Below are 14,930 nucleotides of genomic sequence, written 5' to 3'. Positions count from 1 at the left end.
CGCCTGGTAAGCAGAGTTTTTGAAATGTAAGGCCTTTGAATAAGACAAAAGGCTGCCTCATCGCTAACTTTGCAACAGTGCCGGATTGAATATAACCGACGTGACTGTTACATTTAGGTGGCTAAACCCGTCAAGCCCTCAGGAGTGAATCATGACCGTAGTCACGACCGCCGATACCTCCCAACTGTACGCACTTGCAGCCCGACATGGGCTCAAGCTCCATGGCCCGCTGACTGTCAATGAGCTTGGGCTCGACTATAGGATCGTGATCGCCACCGTCGACGATGGACGTCGGTGGGTGCTGCGCATCCCGCGCCGAGCCGAGGTAAGCGCGAAGGTCGAACCAGAGGCGCGGGTGCTGGCAATGCTCAAGAATCGCCTGCCGTTCGCGGTGCCGGACTGGCGCGTGGCCAACGCCGAGCTCGTTGCCTATCCCATGCTCGAAGACTCGACTGCGATGGTCATCCAGCCTGGTTCGTCCACGCCCGACTGGGTCGTGCCGCAGGACTCGGAGGTCTTCGCGGAGAGCTTCGCGACCGCGCTCGCCGCCCTGCATGCCGTCCCCATTTCCGCCGCCGTGGATGCGGGGATGCTCATCCGTACACCGACGCAGGCCCGTCAGAAGGTGGCCGACGACGTTGACCGCGTCCGACGCGAGTTCGTGGTGAACGACAAGCGCCTCCACCGGTGGCAGCGCTGGCTCGACGACGATTCGTCGTGGCCAGATTTCTCCGTGGTGGTGCATGGCGATCTCTACGTGGGCCATGTGCTCATCGACAACACGGAGCGCGTCAGCGGGATGATCGACTGGAGCGAGGCCCGCGTTGATGACCCTGCCATCGACATGGCCGCGCACCTTATGGTCTTTGGTGAAGAGGGGCTCGCGAAGCTCCTCCTCACGTATGAAGCGGCCGGTGGCCGGGTGTGGCCGCGGCTCGCCCACCACATCGCGGAGCGCCTTGCGTTCGGGGCGGTCACCTACGCACTCTTCGCCCTCGACTCGGGTAACGAAGAGTACCTCGCTGCGGCGAAGGCGCAGCTCGCCGCAGCGGAATGAGCGAACGTCGATATAGCCCGCTCGCGACGCTGTTCGCGGCGACCTTTCTCTTCCGGATCGGCAACGCGGTGGCGGCCCTCGCGCTTCCATGGTTCGTCCTGTCTCATACAAAGAGCGCGGCCTGGGCGGGCGCCACGGCCGCTAGCAGCGTCATCGCGACCATCATCGGCGCGTGGGTTGGTGGTGGCCTCGTCGATCGGTTCGGGCGCGCGCCCGTCGCATTGATCTCGGGTGTGGTGGGCGGCGTGGCCATGGCGAGCATCCCACTGCTCGATGCCGTTGGCGCCCTCTCGAACACTGGGCTGATCGCTTGCGTGGTGCTCGGTGCCGCGTTCGACGCACCCGGTATGGCCGCGCAGGACAGTGAGCTGCCCAAACTCGGCCACGTCGCCGGGCTCTCCGTTGAGCGCGTCTCGTCACTGAAAGCGGTGATCGGGAACGTCGCGATTCTAGGTGGCCCGGCCCTTGGGGGGGCCGCAATCGGCCTGCTTGGCGCTGCGCCAACGCTCGGGCTGACGGCGTTCTGCTCCGTCCTTGCAGGTCTGCTCGGCGCGTGGGTGCTTCCCGCGCGTGCCGCTCGGACGATGACCACGACGGCGACTCTCTCCATGCGCGCCGGCGTCGCTTTTCTCTGGAGCGAACCCCTGCTGCGCCCTCTCTTTGGTATAGTGATGATCTTCGTGGGCATCGTTGGCGCCAACGGCAGCGTCATCATGCCTGCGCTGTTTGTAGATGCAGGACGCCAAGTAGCAGAGCTCGGGCTGTTCTCCTCAATGATGGGGGCTGGTGGTCTCCTTGGCATTGCCATTCATGCGTCGGTCGGCGCCCGGATATCAGCGCAGAACTGGCTGGCGGTGGCATTTTGTGGCTCTGCGGTGGGCTCGCTTCTGCTTTCACAGTTGCCAGGCGTGCCGGTGCTGATGTTGTTGGGCGCGCTCGTGGGACTGCTGACCGGCTCAGTCTCTCCCATTCTCAACGCTGCCATCTACAACCGCACGCCGCCAGAACTTCTCGGCCGGGTACTCGGCACGGTCTCGGCGGTGATGCTGTCAGCCTCGCCCATGGTTATGCTTGCGGCCGGCGCGTTTGTCGACCTTGCTGGTCCGCTCCCTGGCCTCGTTGTATCGGCCGTGTTTGCGGGGCTCGTGGCTCTACTCTCGCTCCGTCTTCAATTTGCTACAATGGCGGCGGCAGCCACAGCCTCCGCCCCAACCCATACAGAAGGTGAACACTGATGCCCCGCCCCAAGCTCAAGTCCGATGACGAGGTACTCGAGGCCGCCACCGTAGTGCTGAAGCGTTGCGGTCCCATAGAGTTCACGCTCAGCGGAGTAGCAAAGGAGGTGGGGCTCTCCCGCGCAGCGTTAATCCAGCGCTTCACCAACCGCGATACGCTGCTGGTGAGGATGATGGAGCGCGGCGTCGAGCAGGTGCGGCATTACCTGAATGCGATACCGATAGGCGCAGGGCCGCAAGGGCTCTGGGAATTTTTGCAGGTGCTCGTTCGGAGCATGAACACTCGCAACGACTTCTCGGTGAACTATCTCATCTCCTGGTACGAGCTCCAGGTGCCGGAGCTACGCACGCTTGCGATCCAGCGGAACCGCGCGGTGGTGGAGGGGATCCGCAAGCGACTGCCCCCAGGTGCTCCTGCGGCAGCTGAGTTGCTCCTGCACTCGGTCATCGCTGGCGCGACGATGCAGTGGGCCGTCGATCCGGATGGTGAGCTAGCTGATCATGTGCTGGCTCAGATCGCTGCCATCCTGTGTTTAATGTTTCCCGAACACGACGATTTCCAACTCCTCCAGGCACATGCGTAAACGGAGGTGTGCAGAGTCCCTGCGGCAGGCGACGAACACGACCGTCGTCGATTAGTACCGGTACGGTCGGTGGTATCGAAGTCTTGATCACCACTCAGGTCTACGGCTTACAAATGGTGACCATCCCGATACTTGCGTCAGAGCACCGGGCCGATTCTTTGACAGTGAATCACTCCCGTAAGGTTGTGCCGGTGTGGGTGTCCCGGGTCGAGACGATACTCCGCCAATGCGCCCAGCAAACAACCTGGCCATCGCAGGTGGTGGGGAGCGGTGTGGCGGATGAGTTGGACAAGTTGGTGTAGCAGCACGAGCACGGCGAGATAACATCGCAGGAGTTCGACATGCTCAAGAGACAGCTGATTGCGAATCGCGATGCAGATTCATAACCCGATTGCGGGTTGGCTTCACTCCACCATCACCGAGCAGACTAGCACGGCGGGCTCTGTTGCAAAGATTGGCGGCAGTCAGAGGTAGGCTGTCGCTCTGCGCCGATCAGGCGGCTGCTGCGAAATGGTGGTTGAGCATGCCCATGGCCTCCGTCAGCGCCGAGGGCCCAATGCCAAAAGCTCTCTCCACAAGGCGCACCTCGCCCCTGATGCCGGGCTGCAGGCACCAGGGGCGAGCCTGTCCTTTGCGCAGGGCTCGCATGACTTCGAATCCCTTGATCGTGGCATAGGCCGTGGGGATCGATTTGAAACCGCGCACCGGCTTGATCAGTATCTTGAGCTTTCCGTGATCGGCCTCGATCACGTTATTGAGATACTTCACCTGCCGGTGGGCCGTCTCCCGGTCCAGCTTTCCTTCGCGCTTCAATTCGGTGATCGCTGCACCATAGCTCGGCGCTTTGTCGGTATTGAGCGTGGCAGGCTTTTCCCAGTGCTTCAGGCCTCGCAGGGCCTTGCCCAGGAACCGCTTCGCTGCCTTGGCGCTGCGGGTCGGCGACAGGTAGAAATCGATCGTGTCGCCCCGCTTGTCGACTGCCCGGTACAGGTAGGTCCACTTGCCCCGCACCTTGACGTAGGTTTCATCCAGGCGCCAGCTCGGATCAAAGCCACGCCGCCAGAACCAGCGCAGCCGCTTCTCCATCTCCGGGGCGTAGCACTGGACCCAGCGATAGATCGTCGTATGGTCGACCGAAATGCCGCGTTCCGCCAGCATTTCCTCAAGGTCGCGATAGCTGATCGGATAGCGACAATACCAGCGCACCGCCCACAGGATCACATCACCCTGGAAATGGCGCCACTTGAAATCCGTCATCGTTCCGTCCGTCCAATCTCCGCCAAGCATGCTCAAGCTTCACGATTTTTGCAACAGAGCCCACACGAGTATTGAGCATAGTCGAGATTGGTGCAGATCACTTCTGATATTGAACTGTCAGGAGCTGGCTGCACAACAGCCATTACGCCCAATCAACTGGTGCAGTCGTCTTCTGAAAATGACAATCCAGTTAGGGTATAGCTCAACCTGACATAGAAGCAAAAACTCAACCACCTTCTACCAACTCTCCGAACAGCTCCTTGACCTTTGTTTTCGCATCAGCAAGTGCAGTTCTGCCTTGTTCAGTGATGTCATAAACACGCCGTTCACGTCGCCCGGTGCGTTCGTGGCGTGAGGTCAGATAGCCTTTTTTTTCCAGGCCGTGCAGCATCGGGTACACGGTGCCAGCGCTCATCTCGTAGCCGTGTCGGCGTAGCTCTTCGATGATCCCCAGCCCAAAGACAGGTTCCTCGGCTGCATGGTGAAGGATGTGCAGGCGGATCAAACCGCCGTAGAGGTCTTTGTCAGTCATTTTTTGTGCCTCACAGAGCGACGCTCAACAGCCACCCAGCTGCACCGCTACCGAGGACAACCAGCCACGGCGGGAGCTTCCAGAACATAAGTGCGACAAGGGCAACTAATGCCAAGCCGAAGTCTTGCGGCTGAAAGATGGCGCTAGTCCATACAGGCTGATACAGCGCGGCCAGCAGCAAGCCGACTACAGCGGCATTGATCCCGGCCAGCGCAGCTTGGATGCCTGTATTGCGGCGCAAACGCTCCCAAAATGGCATTGATCCGACGACCAGCAAGAACGAGGGCGCGAAGATAGCCAGCAGACACACAATGCCGCCGATCCAGCCCGACGGGGCGGTGTTCATCGAGGCACCAAGAAACGCGGCGAACGTGAACAAAGGGCCGGGCACCGCTTGAGCTGCCCCGTACCCCGCGAGAAAGGATTCATTGTTGACCCAGCCGGAGGGCACCACTTCGGCTTGCAGTAATGGCAGCACAACGTGACCACCGCCGAACACCAGTGATCCGACACGATAGAAGGAATCCACCATTGCCATGGTTTGACTTGGCATCAGTTCGGCCAACACCGGCAGGCCAATCAGCAAGACAAAGAACAGCGAGAGCCAAAGCACGCCGGCCCGGTGACTGACCGTGATAGGTAGGGGGTCATGCTCAACAACTTTCGCTGGCTTGAACAATAACCGGCCTGCGATGCCTGCGATAGCAATCACGCCAACCTGTCCCCACGCGGACGGCACAAGTAAAACGACGCAGGTAGCAATTGCCATGATGGTGACTCGCAGCCCATCCGTGCATAGGTTACGCGCCATGCCCCATACTGCTTGAGCGACCACGGCCACAGCCACCACTTTTAAGCCATGCAACGCGCCCTGCGAGACGTAATCGCCATAGCTGGAGATGCCGAGCGCAAAAAGGATCAAGGCTATGGCAGACGGCAGCGTGAAGCCAGCCCAAGCAGCCAGCGCCCCGCTGTATCCAGCCCGAGACAGTCCTACCGCTATGCCGACCTGGCTGCTTGCAGGCCCTGGCAAGAACTGACAAAGCGCGACCAAGTCAGCATAGCTCCGTTCGGAGAGCCAGCGCCGCCGTGTGACAAATTCGGCGCGGAAGTAGCCCAAGTGCGCAATGGGGCCGCCAAAAGATGTCAATCCAAGCCGCAGAAAAATAAGAAAGACCGACCATGGTCTGCTGTCATCGGTAGGGTTATTCGTCATACTTTCGCCTTCATGATCTGCAACGAGTTGATCAATAATAAGCGAAATTCGATAACGAAATTCGATATAAATCTAGAAAAAAATACCTCTATGTGTACTACGCAGTTTTAGCTGTGGCTTTCACAGGAGCACGCTTACTTACGGCTTAGCGTGCTTTATTTTCCGTTTTCTGAGGCGATCCCTAGGAGCTCGGATCTCAGGACGAAGGTCTCCGCGAATGTCCGGTCGATCCGCGCGACGTCCCAGGCGGGCGTTCCCTTGGCGGACATCCACGCCGCAGCGTCGTGCATCAGCCGCACAACCTCGTCGATATCACCCGAGCAGGCGACCCGAACGTTCGGAGGCTCCTCGCTGTCCATTCGCTCCCCTGGCGCGGTATGAACCGCCGCCTCATAGTGCAGTTTGATCCTGACGAGCCCAGCATGTCTGCGCCCACCTTCGCGGAACCTGACCAGGGTCCGCTAGCGGGCGGCCGGAAGGTGAATGCTAGGCATGATCTAACCCTCGGTCTCTGGCGTCGCGACTGCGAAATTTCGCGAGGGTTTCCGAGAAGGTGATTGCGCTTCGCAGATCTCCAGGCGCGTGGGTGCGGACGTAGTCAGCGCCATTGCCGATCGCGTGAAGTTCCGCCGCAAGGCTCGCTGGACCCAGATCCTTTACAGGAAGGCCAACGGTGGCGCCCAAGAAGGATTTCCGCGACACCGAGACCAATAGCGGAAGCCCCAACGCCGACTTCAGCTTTTGAAGGTTCGACAGCACGTGCAGCGATGTTTCCGGTGCGGGGCTCAAGAAAAATCCCATCCCCGGATCGAGGATGAGCCGGTCGGCAGCGACCCCGCTCCGTCGCAAGGCGGAAACCCGCGCCTCGAAGAACCGCACAATCTCGTCGAGCGCGTCTTCGGGTCGAAGGTGACCGGTGCGGGTGGCGATGCCATCCCGCTGCGCTGAGTGCATAACCACCAGCCTGCAGTCCGCCTCAGCAATATCGGGATAGAGCGCAGGGTCAGGAAATCCTTGGATATCGTTCAGGTAGCCCACGCCGCGCTTGAGCGCATAGCGCTGGGTTTCCGGTTGGAAGCTGTCGATTGAAACACGGTGCATCTGATCGGACAGGGCGTCTAAGAGCGGCGCAATACGTCTGATCTCATCGGCCGGCGATACAGGCCTCGCGTCCGGATGGCTGGCGGCCGGTCCGACATCCACGACGTCTGATCCGACTCGCAGCATTTCGATCGCCGCGGTGACAGCGCCGGCGGGGTCTAGCCGCCGGCTCTCATCGAAGAAGGAGTCCTCGGTGAGATTCAGAATGCCGAACACCGTCACCATGGCGTCGGCCTCCGCAGCGACTTCCACGATGGGGATCGGGCGAGCAAAAAGGCAGCAATTATGAGCCCCATACCTACAAAGCCCCACGCATCAAGCTTTTGCCCATGAAGCAACCAGGCAATGGCTGTAATTATGACGACGCCGAGTCCCGACCAGACTGCATAAGCAACACCGACAGGGATGGATTTCAGAACCAGAGAAAGAAAATAAAATGCGATGCCATAACCGATTATGACAACGGCGGAAGGGGCAAGCTTAGTAAAGCCCTCGCTAGATTTTAATGCGGATGTTGCGATTACTTCGCCAACTATTGCGATAACAAGAAAAAGCCAGCCTTTCATGATATATCTCCCAATTTGTGTAGGGCTTATTATGCACGCTTAAAAATAATAAAAGCAGACTTGACCTGATAGTTTGGCTGTGAGCAATTATGTGCTTAGTGCATCTAACGCCGGAGTTAAGCCGCCGCGCGTAGCGCGGTCGGCTTGAACGAATTGTTAGACATCATTTACCAACTGACTTGATGATCTCGCCTTTCACAAAGCGAATAAATTCTTCCAAGTGATCTGCGCGTGAGGCCAAGTGATCTTCTTTTTGTCCCAGATAAGCTTGCTTAGCTTCAAGTAAGACGGGCTGATACTGGGCAGGTAGGCGTTTTATTGCCCAGTCGGCAGCGACATCCTTCGGCGCGATTTTGCCGGTTATTGCGCTGTACCAAATGCGGGACAACGTAAGCACTACATTTCGCTCATCGCCGGCCCAGTCGGGCTGCGAGTTCCATAGCTTCAAGGTTTCCCTCAGCGCCTCGAATAGATCCTGTTCAGGAACCGGGTCAAAGAATTCCTCCGCTGCCGGACCTACCAAGGCAACGCTATGTTCTCTTGCTTTTGTAAGCAGGATAGCTAGATCAATGTCGATCATGGCTGGCTCGAAGATACCCGCAAGAATGTCATTGCGCTGCCATTCTCCAAATTGCAGCTCGCGCTTAGCCGGATAACGCCACGGGATGATGTCGTCATGCACGACAAGGGTGACTTCTATAGCGCGGAGCGTCTCGCTCTCGCCAGGGAAAGCCGAAGCCTCCATAAGATCATTGAGCAATGCTCGCCGCGTCGTTTCATCAAGCTTTACGGCCACAGTAACCAACAAATCAATATCGCTGTATGGCTTCAGGCCGCCATCCACTGCGGAGCCGTACAAATGCACGGCCAGCAACGTTGATTCCAGATGGCGCTCAATGACGCTTAGCACCTCTGATAGTTGGTTCGAAATTTCGATGGTCACCGCTTCCCTCATGATGTCTAACGGGCGAGGTAAGCCGACCGCAGAATGCGGGTCGGCTTGACCGAAATGTTAGAACCAGAAGCCAAAACGGATAACTTGAATTTGGCGACGGGCGCTAACCGTGAAAAAACGCTGCGCCACCGAGGCGGCACAGCACTGCAAAAACGATAGCTGCTTGCGCTTGCTACGCAAGGGCTAGAGGCCAAAAAGACTGAAAACCTGCGCAGCCCATGCAGGCGAAGCCCGGAAAAAAGGCAAAACAGGCACTGAATAACGCCTGAAAAGCTAAATGCCGTTTGAATAAACATGAGCTAAATAAAGCTGGGTTTCAGTGGTGCTAACGTTGGACGTAACGAGAGCCGGAGCGCAGCGGAGGGAACCAAAATGCGCAGCATTTTGGCGTCCCGTTGACGGAATGGTTAGCCGTTTCGACGCGCATAAACGGAGTGGGTGTACGGAATTACAGCTTGAATGGTTTCGGTTGAGACAAGCTCGAATTCTGTTTCGTTGAGCATTGGGAAGAAGGCGTCACCCTCGAAGGTTTGATGTACCTCAGATAGAAACACGCCGTGGGCGTGAGGTAGTGCCAGAGTGTATATCTCAGCTCCGCCCGCGACGTAGAGTTCATTGCCGAGTTCGGATGCCAAAGCGATAGCGTGCGACAGCGTTGAAACAACTACGCAGCCAGTGGCGCGGTAGTTAGCTTGGCGTGAGATTACCAATGTGTGACGGTTCGGTAGAGGCTTGCCGATAGACTCAAAGGTCTTTCGCCCCATGACAACGACTTTTCCCTCAGTGAGTCTGCGAAAAATCTTCTGCTCACCCGGAATTTTCCAGGGGATATTAGGACCATTGCCAATAACCCGATTGGCTCCCATCGCAGCAACGAGATAAATGCGTACTGATTCCGAGTTCATATGGCTAACTTTGTTTTAGGGCGACTGCCCTGCTGCGTAACATCGTTGCTGCTCCATAACATCAAACATCGACCCACGGCGTAACGCGCTTGCTGCTTGGATGCCCGAGGCATAGACTGTACAAAAAAACAGTCATAACAAGCCATGAAAACCGCCACTGCGCCGTTACCACCGCTGCGTTCGGTCAAGGTTCTGGACCAGTTGCGTGAGCGCATACGCTACTTGCATTACAGCTTACCAACCGAACAGGCTTATGTCCACTGGGTTCGTGCCTTCATCCGTTTCCACGGTGTGCGTCACCCGGCAACCTTGGGCAGCAGCGAAGTCGAGGCATTTCTGTCCTGGCTGGCGAACGAGCGCAAGGTTTCGGTCTCCACGCATCGTCAGGCATTGGCGGCCTTGCTGTTCTTCTACGGCAAGGTGCTGTGCACGGATCTGCCCTGGCTTCAGGAGATCGGAAGACCTCGGCCGTCGCGGCGCTTGCCGGTGGTGCTGACCCCGGATGAAGTGGTTCGCATCCTCGGTTTTCTGGAAGGCGAGCATCGTTTGTTCGCCCAGCTTCTGTATGGAACGGGCATGCGGATCAGTGAGGGTTTGCAACTGCGGGTCAAGGATCTGGATTTCGATCACGGCACGATCATCGTGCGGGAGGGCAAGGGCTCCAAGGATCGGGCCTTGATGTTACCCGAGAGCTTGGCACCCAGCCTGCGCGAGCAGCTGTCGCGTGCACGGGCATGGTGGCTGAAGGACCAGGCCGAGGGCCGCAGCGGCGTTGCGCTTCCCGACGCCCTTGAGCGGAAGTATCCGCGCGCCGGGCATTCCTGGCCGTGGTTCTGGGTTTTTGCGCAGCACACGCATTCGACCGATCCACGGAGCGGTGTCGTGCGTCGCCATCACATGTATGACCAGACCTTTCAGCGCGCCTTCAAACGTGCCGTAGAACAAGCAGGCATCACGAAGCCCGCCACACCGCACACCCTCCGCCACTCGTTCGCGACGGCCTTGCTCCGCAGCGGTTACGACATTCGAACCGTGCAGGATCTGCTCGGCCATTCCGACGTCTCTACGACGATGATTTACACGCATGTGCTGAAAGTTGGCGGTGCCGGAGTGCGCTCACCGCTTGATGCGCTGCCGCCCCTCACTAGTGAGAGGTAGGGCAGCGCAAGTCAATCCTGGCGGATTCACTACCCCTGCGCGAAGGCCATCGGTGCCGCATCGAACGGCCGGTTGCGGAAAGTCCTCCCTGCGTCCGCTGATGGCCGGCAGCAGCCCGTCGTTGCCTGATGGATCCAACCCCTCCGCTGCTATAGTGCAGTCGGCTTCTGACGTTCAGTGCAGCCGTCTTCTGAAAACGACAATGGAGGTGGTAGCCGAGGGTGTGGAAACACCCGACTGCCTTGCGTGGTTGCGGCAGGCGGGTTGCGACACGGTGCAGGGTTTCCTGTTCGCCAGGCCGATGCCGGCGGCGGCCTTCGTCGGCTTCGTCAACCAATGGAGGAACACCACCATGAACGCCAATGAACCGAGCACCAGTTGCTGCGTGTGCTGCAAGGAAATCCCGCTCGATGCCGCCTTCACGCCGGAAGGGGCCGAGTACGTGGAGCATTTCTGCGGGCTGGAGTGCTATCAGCGCTTCCAGGCGCGGGCCAGCACTGCGACCGAAACCAGCGTCAAACCGGACGCTTGTGATTCGCCGCCGTCAGGTTGAGGCATACCCTAACTTGGCGTCAGACCATCCGGCGCTAAATCGTCAGAATAGAGTTGCCTTCCGAATTGATTGACATACGCCGTCAAGGGTCATAGATTTCTTCCTGACACATTTCCCTCAGGAGGATACCTTGCACGGTCAGCGCATCGGTTACGTCCGCGTCAGCAGCTTCGACCAGAACCCAGAACGGCAGCTCGAACAGATCCAGGTGGATAAAGTGTTCACCGANCGTCGGGCAAGGCGTCGGGCAAGGCGTCGGGCAAGGCGTCGGGCAAGGCGTCGGGCAAGGCGTCGGGCAAGGCGTCGGGCAAGGACACACGGCGGCCCGAACTGGAACGGCTGCTCGCCTTCGTGCGCGAAGGCGACACGGTCGTGGTGCACAGCATGGATCGTCTGGCGCGCAACCTCGACGACCTGCGCCGCCTGGTGCAGGGCCTCACCCAGCGCGGCGTACGCATCGAGTTCCTTAAGGAGCATTTGACCTTCACCGGCGAGGACTCGCCGATGGCGAACTTGATGCTGTCGGTAATGGGCGCGTTCGCCGAGTTCGAACGCGCCTTGATCCGCGAGCGGCAGCGCGAGGGCATCGCGCTCGCCAAGCAGCGCGGGGCCTACCGTGGCAGGAAGAAATCCCTGTCGTCTGAGCGTATTGCCGAACTGCGCCAACGTGTCGAGGCTGGCGAGCAAAAGACCAAGCTGGCTCGTGAATTCGGAATCAGTCGCGAAACCCTGTATCAATACTTGAGAACGGATCAGTAAATATGCCACGTCGTTCAATCCTGTCCGCCGCCGAGCGCGAAAGCCTGCTGGCGTTGCCGGACACCAAGGATGAGTTGATCCGTCACTACACGTTCAGCGAAACCGACCTCTCCATCATCCGGCAGCGGCGCGGCCCGGCCAACCGGCTGGGCTTCGCCGTGCAGCTCTGTTACCTGCGCTTTCCTGGTGTCATCCTGGGCGTCGATGAGCCGCCGTTTCCGCCCTTGTTGAAACTGGTCGCCGACCAGCTCAAGGTCAGCGTCGAAAGCTGGGACGAATACGGGCAGCGGGAGCAGACCCGGCGCGAGCACCTGGTCGAACTGCAAACGGTGTTCGGCTTCCAGCCCTTTACCATGGGCCACTACCGGCAGGCCGTCCAGTTGCTGACCGAGATGGCCTTGCAGACCGACAAGGGCATCGTGCTGGCCAGCACCTTGATCGAGCACCTGCGGCAGCAGTCGGTCATTCTGCCTGCCCTCAACGCCGTCGAGCGGGCGAGCGCCGAAGCAATCACCCGCGCCAACCGGCGCATCTACGATGCCTTGGCCGAACCGCTGTCGGACGCGCATCGCCGCCGCCTCGACGATCTGCTCAAGCGTCGGGACAACGGCAAAACGACCTGGCTGGCCTGGCTGCGCCAATCGCCCGTCAAACCGAATTCGCGGCACATGCTGGAACACATCGAACGCCTCAAAGCGTGGCAGGCGCTCGACCTGCCTTCTGGCATCGAGCGGTCGGTGCACCAGAACCGCCTGCTCAAGATCGCCCGTGAGGGTGGCCAGATGACGCCCGCCGACCTGGCCAAGTTCGAGGCGCAGCGACGCTATGCCACCCTGGTGGCGCTTGCCATCGAGGGCATGGCCACCGTCACCGACGAAATCATCGACCTGCACGACCGCATCCTGGGCAAGCTGTTCAACGCCGCCAAGAACAAGCATCAGCAGCAATTCCAGGCGTCCGGCAAGGCGATCAACGCCAAGGTGCGGCTGTTCGGCCGCATCGGCCAGGCGCTGATCGAGGCCAAGCAGGCGGGCCGCGATCCGTTCGCCGCCATCGAGGCCGTCATGTCCTGGGATGCCTTCGCCGAGAGCGTCACCGAAGCGCAGAAGCTTGCGCAGCCCGAGGACTTCGATTTCCTGCACCGCATCGGCGAAAGCTACGCCACGCTGCGCCGCTACGCGCCGGAATTCCTTGCCGTGCTCAAGCTGCGGGCCGCTCCCGCCGCGAAGGACGTGCTCGACGCCATCGAGGTGCTGCGCGGCATGAACAGCGACAACGCCCGCAAGGTGCCCGCCGACGCGCCGACCGAGTTCATCAAGCCGCGCTGGCAGAAGCTGGTCATGACCGACACCGGCATCGACCGGCGCTACTACGAACTGTGCGCGCTGTCGGAGATGAAGAACGCGTTGCGTTCCGGCGACATCTGGGTGCAGGGGTCGCGCCAGTTCAAGGACTTCGAGGACTACCTGGTGCCGCCCGCGAAATTCGCCAGCCTCAAGCAGGCCAGCGAATTGCCGCTGGCCGTGGCCACCGACTGCAACCGGTACCTGAACGACCGGCTGACGCTGCTGGAAACACAGCTTGCCACCGTCAACCGTATGGCGACGGCCAACGAGCTGCCGGACGCCATCATCACCGAGTCAGGCTTGAAGATCACGCCGCTCGACGCGGCGGTACCCGACACCGCCCAAGCGCTGATCGACCAGACGGCAATGATCCTGCCGCACGTCAAGATCACCGAACTGCTGCTGGAGGTGGACGAATGGACGGGCTTCACTCGGCATTTCGCGCATCTGAAATCGGGCGACCCGGCCAAAGACAAGAACCTGTTGCTGACCACGATCCTCGCCGACGCGATCAACCTGGGCCTGACCAAGATGGCGGAGTCTTGCCCCGGCACGACCTACGCCAAGCTGGCTTGGCTGCAAGCCTGGCACATCCGCGACGAAACCTACGGGGCGGCGCTGGCCGATCTGGTCAACGCACAGTTCCGCCATCCCTTCGCCGAGCACTGGGGCGACGGCACCACCTCATCGTCGGACGGCCAGAACTTCCGCACCGGCAGCAAGGCCGAGAGCACCGGCCACATCAACCCGAAATACGGGAGCAGCCCAGGGCGGACGTTCTACACCCACATTTCTGACCAGTACGCGCCATTTCACACCAAGGTCGTGAACGTCGGCGTGCGCGATTCGACCTACGTGCTCGACGGCCTGCTGTACCACGAGTCCGACTTGCGGATCGAGGAGCATTACACCGACACGGCGGGCTTCACCGATCACGTCTTCGCCCTGATGCACCTCCTGGGCTTCCGCTTCGCGCCGCGCATCCGCGACCTGGGCGACACCAAGCTCTACATCCCGAAGGGCGACGCCGCCTATGACGCGCTGAAACCCATGATCGGCGGCACGCTCAACATCAAGCACGTCCGCGCCCATTGGGACGAAATCCTGCGGCTGGCCACCTCGATCAAGCAGGGCACGGTGACGGCCTCCCTGATGCTCCGAAAGCTCGGCAGCTACCCACGCCAGAACGGCCTGGCCGTGGCGCTCCGCGAGCTGGGCCGCATCGAGCGCACGCTGTTCATCCTGGACTGGCTGCAAAGCGTGGAACTGCGCCGCCGCGTGCATGCCGGCCTGAACAAGGGCGAGGCGCGCAATGCGCTGGCCAGGGCAGTGTTTTTCAACCGCCTGGGTGAAATCCGCGACCGCAGTTTCGAGCAGCAGCGCTACCGGGCTAGCGGCCTCAATCTGGTAACGGCTGCCGTCGTGTTGTGGAACACGGTCTATCTGGAACGGGCTGCGCACGCGCTGCGTGGCAACGGCCATGCCGTTGATGACGCGCTGTTGCAGTACCTGTCGCCGCTCGGTTGGGAGCACATCAACCTCACCGGCGATTACCTCTGGCGCAGCAGCGCCAAGATCGGCGCGGGCAAGTTCAGGCCGCTACGACCGCTGCAACCGGCTTAGCGTGCTTTATTTAATGAGATGGTCACTCCCTCCTTCCCAGTACTATGCTGAGGACAGGCTTTCATTCGGAGAACCATCATGGA

General features: G+C 60.0%; 15 protein-coding genes and 2 pseudogenes. 7 read left to right on the top strand and 10 right to left on the bottom strand.

Features of this window, described 5'->3' with window-relative positions; translation table 11 throughout:
• Window positions 1-151: 151 nt before the first annotated feature.
• The 3 genes from JQ822_RS24085 to mphR(A) are packed head-to-tail and all read left to right on the top strand — an operon-like array spanning window position 152 to window position 2,876.
• Window positions 152-1,057 carry an Mph(A) family macrolide 2'-phosphotransferase gene (locus JQ822_RS24085; protein ID WP_000219391.1) on the top strand — a complete coding sequence of 302 codons (906 nt, stop codon included), beginning with the start codon at window positions 152-154 and terminating at the stop codon, window positions 1,055-1,057.
• On the top strand, window positions 1,054-2,292 hold the full coding sequence (mrx(A), locus tag JQ822_RS24080; RefSeq protein WP_000004159.1) for a macrolide resistance MFS transporter Mrx(A): 1,239 nt from the start codon (window positions 1,054-1,056) through the stop codon (window positions 2,290-2,292). Before JQ822_RS24085 ends, mrx(A) begins: the two co-directional genes overlap by 4 nt.
• The gene (gene mphR(A), locus JQ822_RS24075; RefSeq protein ID WP_001137892.1) at window positions 2,292-2,876 is read left to right on the top strand and encodes a macrolide-binding transcriptional repressor MphR(A); all 585 of its coding nucleotides are present in this window, start codon (window positions 2,292-2,294) and stop codon (window positions 2,874-2,876) included. Before mrx(A) ends, mphR(A) begins: the two co-directional genes overlap by 1 nt.
• Before the next feature lie 492 nt (window positions 2,877-3,368).
• On the opposite strand, the gene JQ822_RS24070 is transcribed toward mphR(A), so the two are convergent.
• The 10 genes and pseudogenes from JQ822_RS24070 to dfrA12 all read right to left on the bottom strand — a co-directional run bounded on the left by JQ822_RS24070 (window position 3,369) and on the right by dfrA12 (window position 9,408).
• On the bottom strand, window positions 3,369-4,133 hold the full coding sequence (locus tag JQ822_RS24070; protein WP_001389365.1) for an IS6-like element IS6100 family transposase: 765 nt from the start codon (window positions 4,131-4,133) through the stop codon (window positions 3,369-3,371).
• Window positions 4,134-4,250: 117 nt separating this feature from the next.
• Window positions 4,251-4,316, bottom strand: a pseudogene (locus JQ822_RS24065) (EAL domain-containing protein); the annotation flags it as partial.
• A gap of 43 nt (window positions 4,317-4,359) precedes the next feature.
• Complete coding sequence (locus JQ822_RS24060) at window positions 4,360-4,665, bottom strand: PadR family transcriptional regulator (protein ID WP_000130000.1); 306 nt, start codon at window positions 4,663-4,665, stop codon at window positions 4,360-4,362.
• 10 nt (window positions 4,666-4,675) lie between these two features.
• On the bottom strand, window positions 4,676-5,881 hold the full coding sequence (gene chrA, locus JQ822_RS24055) for a chromate efflux transporter (RefSeq protein ID WP_000184001.1): 1,206 nt from the start codon (window positions 5,879-5,881) through the stop codon (window positions 4,676-4,678).
• A 155-nt stretch (window positions 5,882-6,036) separates the two neighbouring features.
• Window positions 6,037-6,240 carry a hypothetical protein gene (locus JQ822_RS24050; RefSeq protein WP_000376616.1) on the bottom strand — a complete coding sequence of 68 codons (204 nt, stop codon included), beginning with the start codon at window positions 6,238-6,240 and terminating at the stop codon, window positions 6,037-6,039.
• Window positions 6,241-6,367: 127 nt separating this feature from the next.
• Window positions 6,368-7,207, bottom strand: coding sequence for a sulfonamide-resistant dihydropteroate synthase Sul1 (sul1, locus tag JQ822_RS24045; protein WP_000259031.1), 840 nt, complete (start codon window positions 7,205-7,207; stop codon window positions 6,368-6,370).
• Window positions 7,201-7,548 (bottom strand): quaternary ammonium compound efflux SMR transporter QacE delta 1, encoded by a 348-nt coding sequence (locus JQ822_RS24040; protein ID WP_000679427.1) that lies wholly within the window; start codon window positions 7,546-7,548, stop codon window positions 7,201-7,203. The genes sul1 and JQ822_RS24040 overlap by 7 nt, the downstream gene beginning before the upstream one ends.
• 163 nt (window positions 7,549-7,711) lie before the next feature.
• Window positions 7,712-8,503 (bottom strand): ANT(3'')-Ia family aminoglycoside nucleotidyltransferase AadA2, encoded by a 792-nt coding sequence (locus JQ822_RS24035; RefSeq protein ID WP_001206356.1) that lies wholly within the window; start codon window positions 8,501-8,503, stop codon window positions 7,712-7,714.
• A gap of 5 nt (window positions 8,504-8,508) precedes the next feature.
• Entirely contained in the window at window positions 8,509-8,799 is a 291-nt protein-coding gene (locus tag JQ822_RS24030; protein WP_001336345.1) for a DUF1010 domain-containing protein, read from the bottom strand.
• Window positions 8,800-8,910: 111 nt separating this feature from the next.
• Window positions 8,911-9,408: a trimethoprim-resistant dihydrofolate reductase DfrA12 gene (gene dfrA12, locus JQ822_RS24025; protein WP_001083725.1), complete on the bottom strand. Its 498-nt coding sequence runs from the start codon at window positions 9,406-9,408 to the stop codon at window positions 8,911-8,913.
• Window positions 9,409-9,552: 144 nt separating this feature from the next.
• On the opposite strand from dfrA12, the gene intI1 reads away from it, so the two are divergent.
• The 4 genes and pseudogenes from intI1 (at window position 9,553) to JQ822_RS24005 (ending at window position 14,847) form a co-directional block, all read left to right on the top strand.
• On the top strand, window positions 9,553-10,566 hold the full coding sequence (intI1, locus tag JQ822_RS24020) for a class 1 integron integrase IntI1 (RefSeq protein WP_000845039.1): 1,014 nt from the start codon (window positions 9,553-9,555) through the stop codon (window positions 10,564-10,566).
• A 202-nt stretch (window positions 10,567-10,768) separates the two neighbouring features.
• Complete coding sequence (locus tag JQ822_RS24015; protein ID WP_000454193.1) at window positions 10,769-11,119, top strand: DUF3330 domain-containing protein; 351 nt, start codon at window positions 10,769-10,771, stop codon at window positions 11,117-11,119.
• Between the two features lie 130 nt (window positions 11,120-11,249).
• Window positions 11,250-11,878 (top strand): annotated as a pseudogene (locus tag JQ822_RS24010) (recombinase family protein).
• A gap of 2 nt (window positions 11,879-11,880) precedes the next feature.
• On the top strand, window positions 11,881-14,847 hold the full coding sequence (locus JQ822_RS24005; RefSeq protein WP_001138070.1) for a Tn3 family transposase: 2,967 nt from the start codon (window positions 11,881-11,883) through the stop codon (window positions 14,845-14,847).
• The last annotated feature ends 83 nt before the right edge of the window (window positions 14,848-14,930 follow it).

This window comes from Citrobacter sp. FP75 (assembly GCF_018342065.1).
In the GTDB taxonomy this organism is placed as follows: Bacteria; Pseudomonadota; Gammaproteobacteria; order Enterobacterales; family Enterobacteriaceae; genus Citrobacter.
This window is presented reverse-complemented; position numbering and strand designations above follow the sequence as displayed.

Excerpts from the sequence above, each read along its gene's own strand:
- JQ822_RS24005 (WP_001138070.1), top strand. The coding sequence starts at position 11,881 with ATGCCACGTCGTTCAATCCTGTCCGCCGCCGAGCGCGAAAGCCTGCTG.
- dfrA12 (WP_001083725.1), bottom strand. The coding sequence starts at position 9,408 with ATGAACTCGGAATCAGTACGCATTTATCTCGTTGCTGCGATGGGAGCC.
- JQ822_RS24070 (WP_001389365.1), bottom strand. The coding sequence starts at position 4,133 with ATGACGGATTTCAAGTGGCGCCATTTCCAGGGTGATGTGATCCTGTGG.
- JQ822_RS24015 (WP_000454193.1), top strand. The coding sequence starts at position 10,769 with ATGGAGGTGGTAGCCGAGGGTGTGGAAACACCCGACTGCCTTGCGTGG.
- JQ822_RS24040 (WP_000679427.1), bottom strand. The coding sequence starts at position 7,548 with ATGAAAGGCTGGCTTTTTCTTGTTATCGCAATAGTTGGCGAAGTAATC.
- JQ822_RS24060 (WP_000130000.1), bottom strand. The coding sequence starts at position 4,665 with ATGACTGACAAAGACCTCTACGGCGGTTTGATCCGCCTGCACATCCTT.
- JQ822_RS24050 (WP_000376616.1), bottom strand. The coding sequence starts at position 6,240 with ATGGACAGCGAGGAGCCTCCGAACGTTCGGGTCGCCTGCTCGGGTGAT.
- intI1 (WP_000845039.1), top strand. The coding sequence starts at position 9,553 with ATGAAAACCGCCACTGCGCCGTTACCACCGCTGCGTTCGGTCAAGGTT.
- chrA (WP_000184001.1), bottom strand. The coding sequence starts at position 5,881 with ATGACGAATAACCCTACCGATGACAGCAGACCATGGTCGGTCTTTCTT.
- sul1 (WP_000259031.1), bottom strand. The coding sequence starts at position 7,207 with ATGGTGACGGTGTTCGGCATTCTGAATCTCACCGAGGACTCCTTCTTC.
- JQ822_RS24085 (WP_000219391.1), top strand. The coding sequence starts at position 152 with ATGACCGTAGTCACGACCGCCGATACCTCCCAACTGTACGCACTTGCA.
- JQ822_RS24030 (WP_001336345.1), bottom strand. The coding sequence starts at position 8,799 with ATGTTTATTCAAACGGCATTTAGCTTTTCAGGCGTTATTCAGTGCCTG.
- JQ822_RS24035 (WP_001206356.1), bottom strand. The coding sequence starts at position 8,503 with ATGAGGGAAGCGGTGACCATCGAAATTTCGAACCAACTATCAGAGGTG.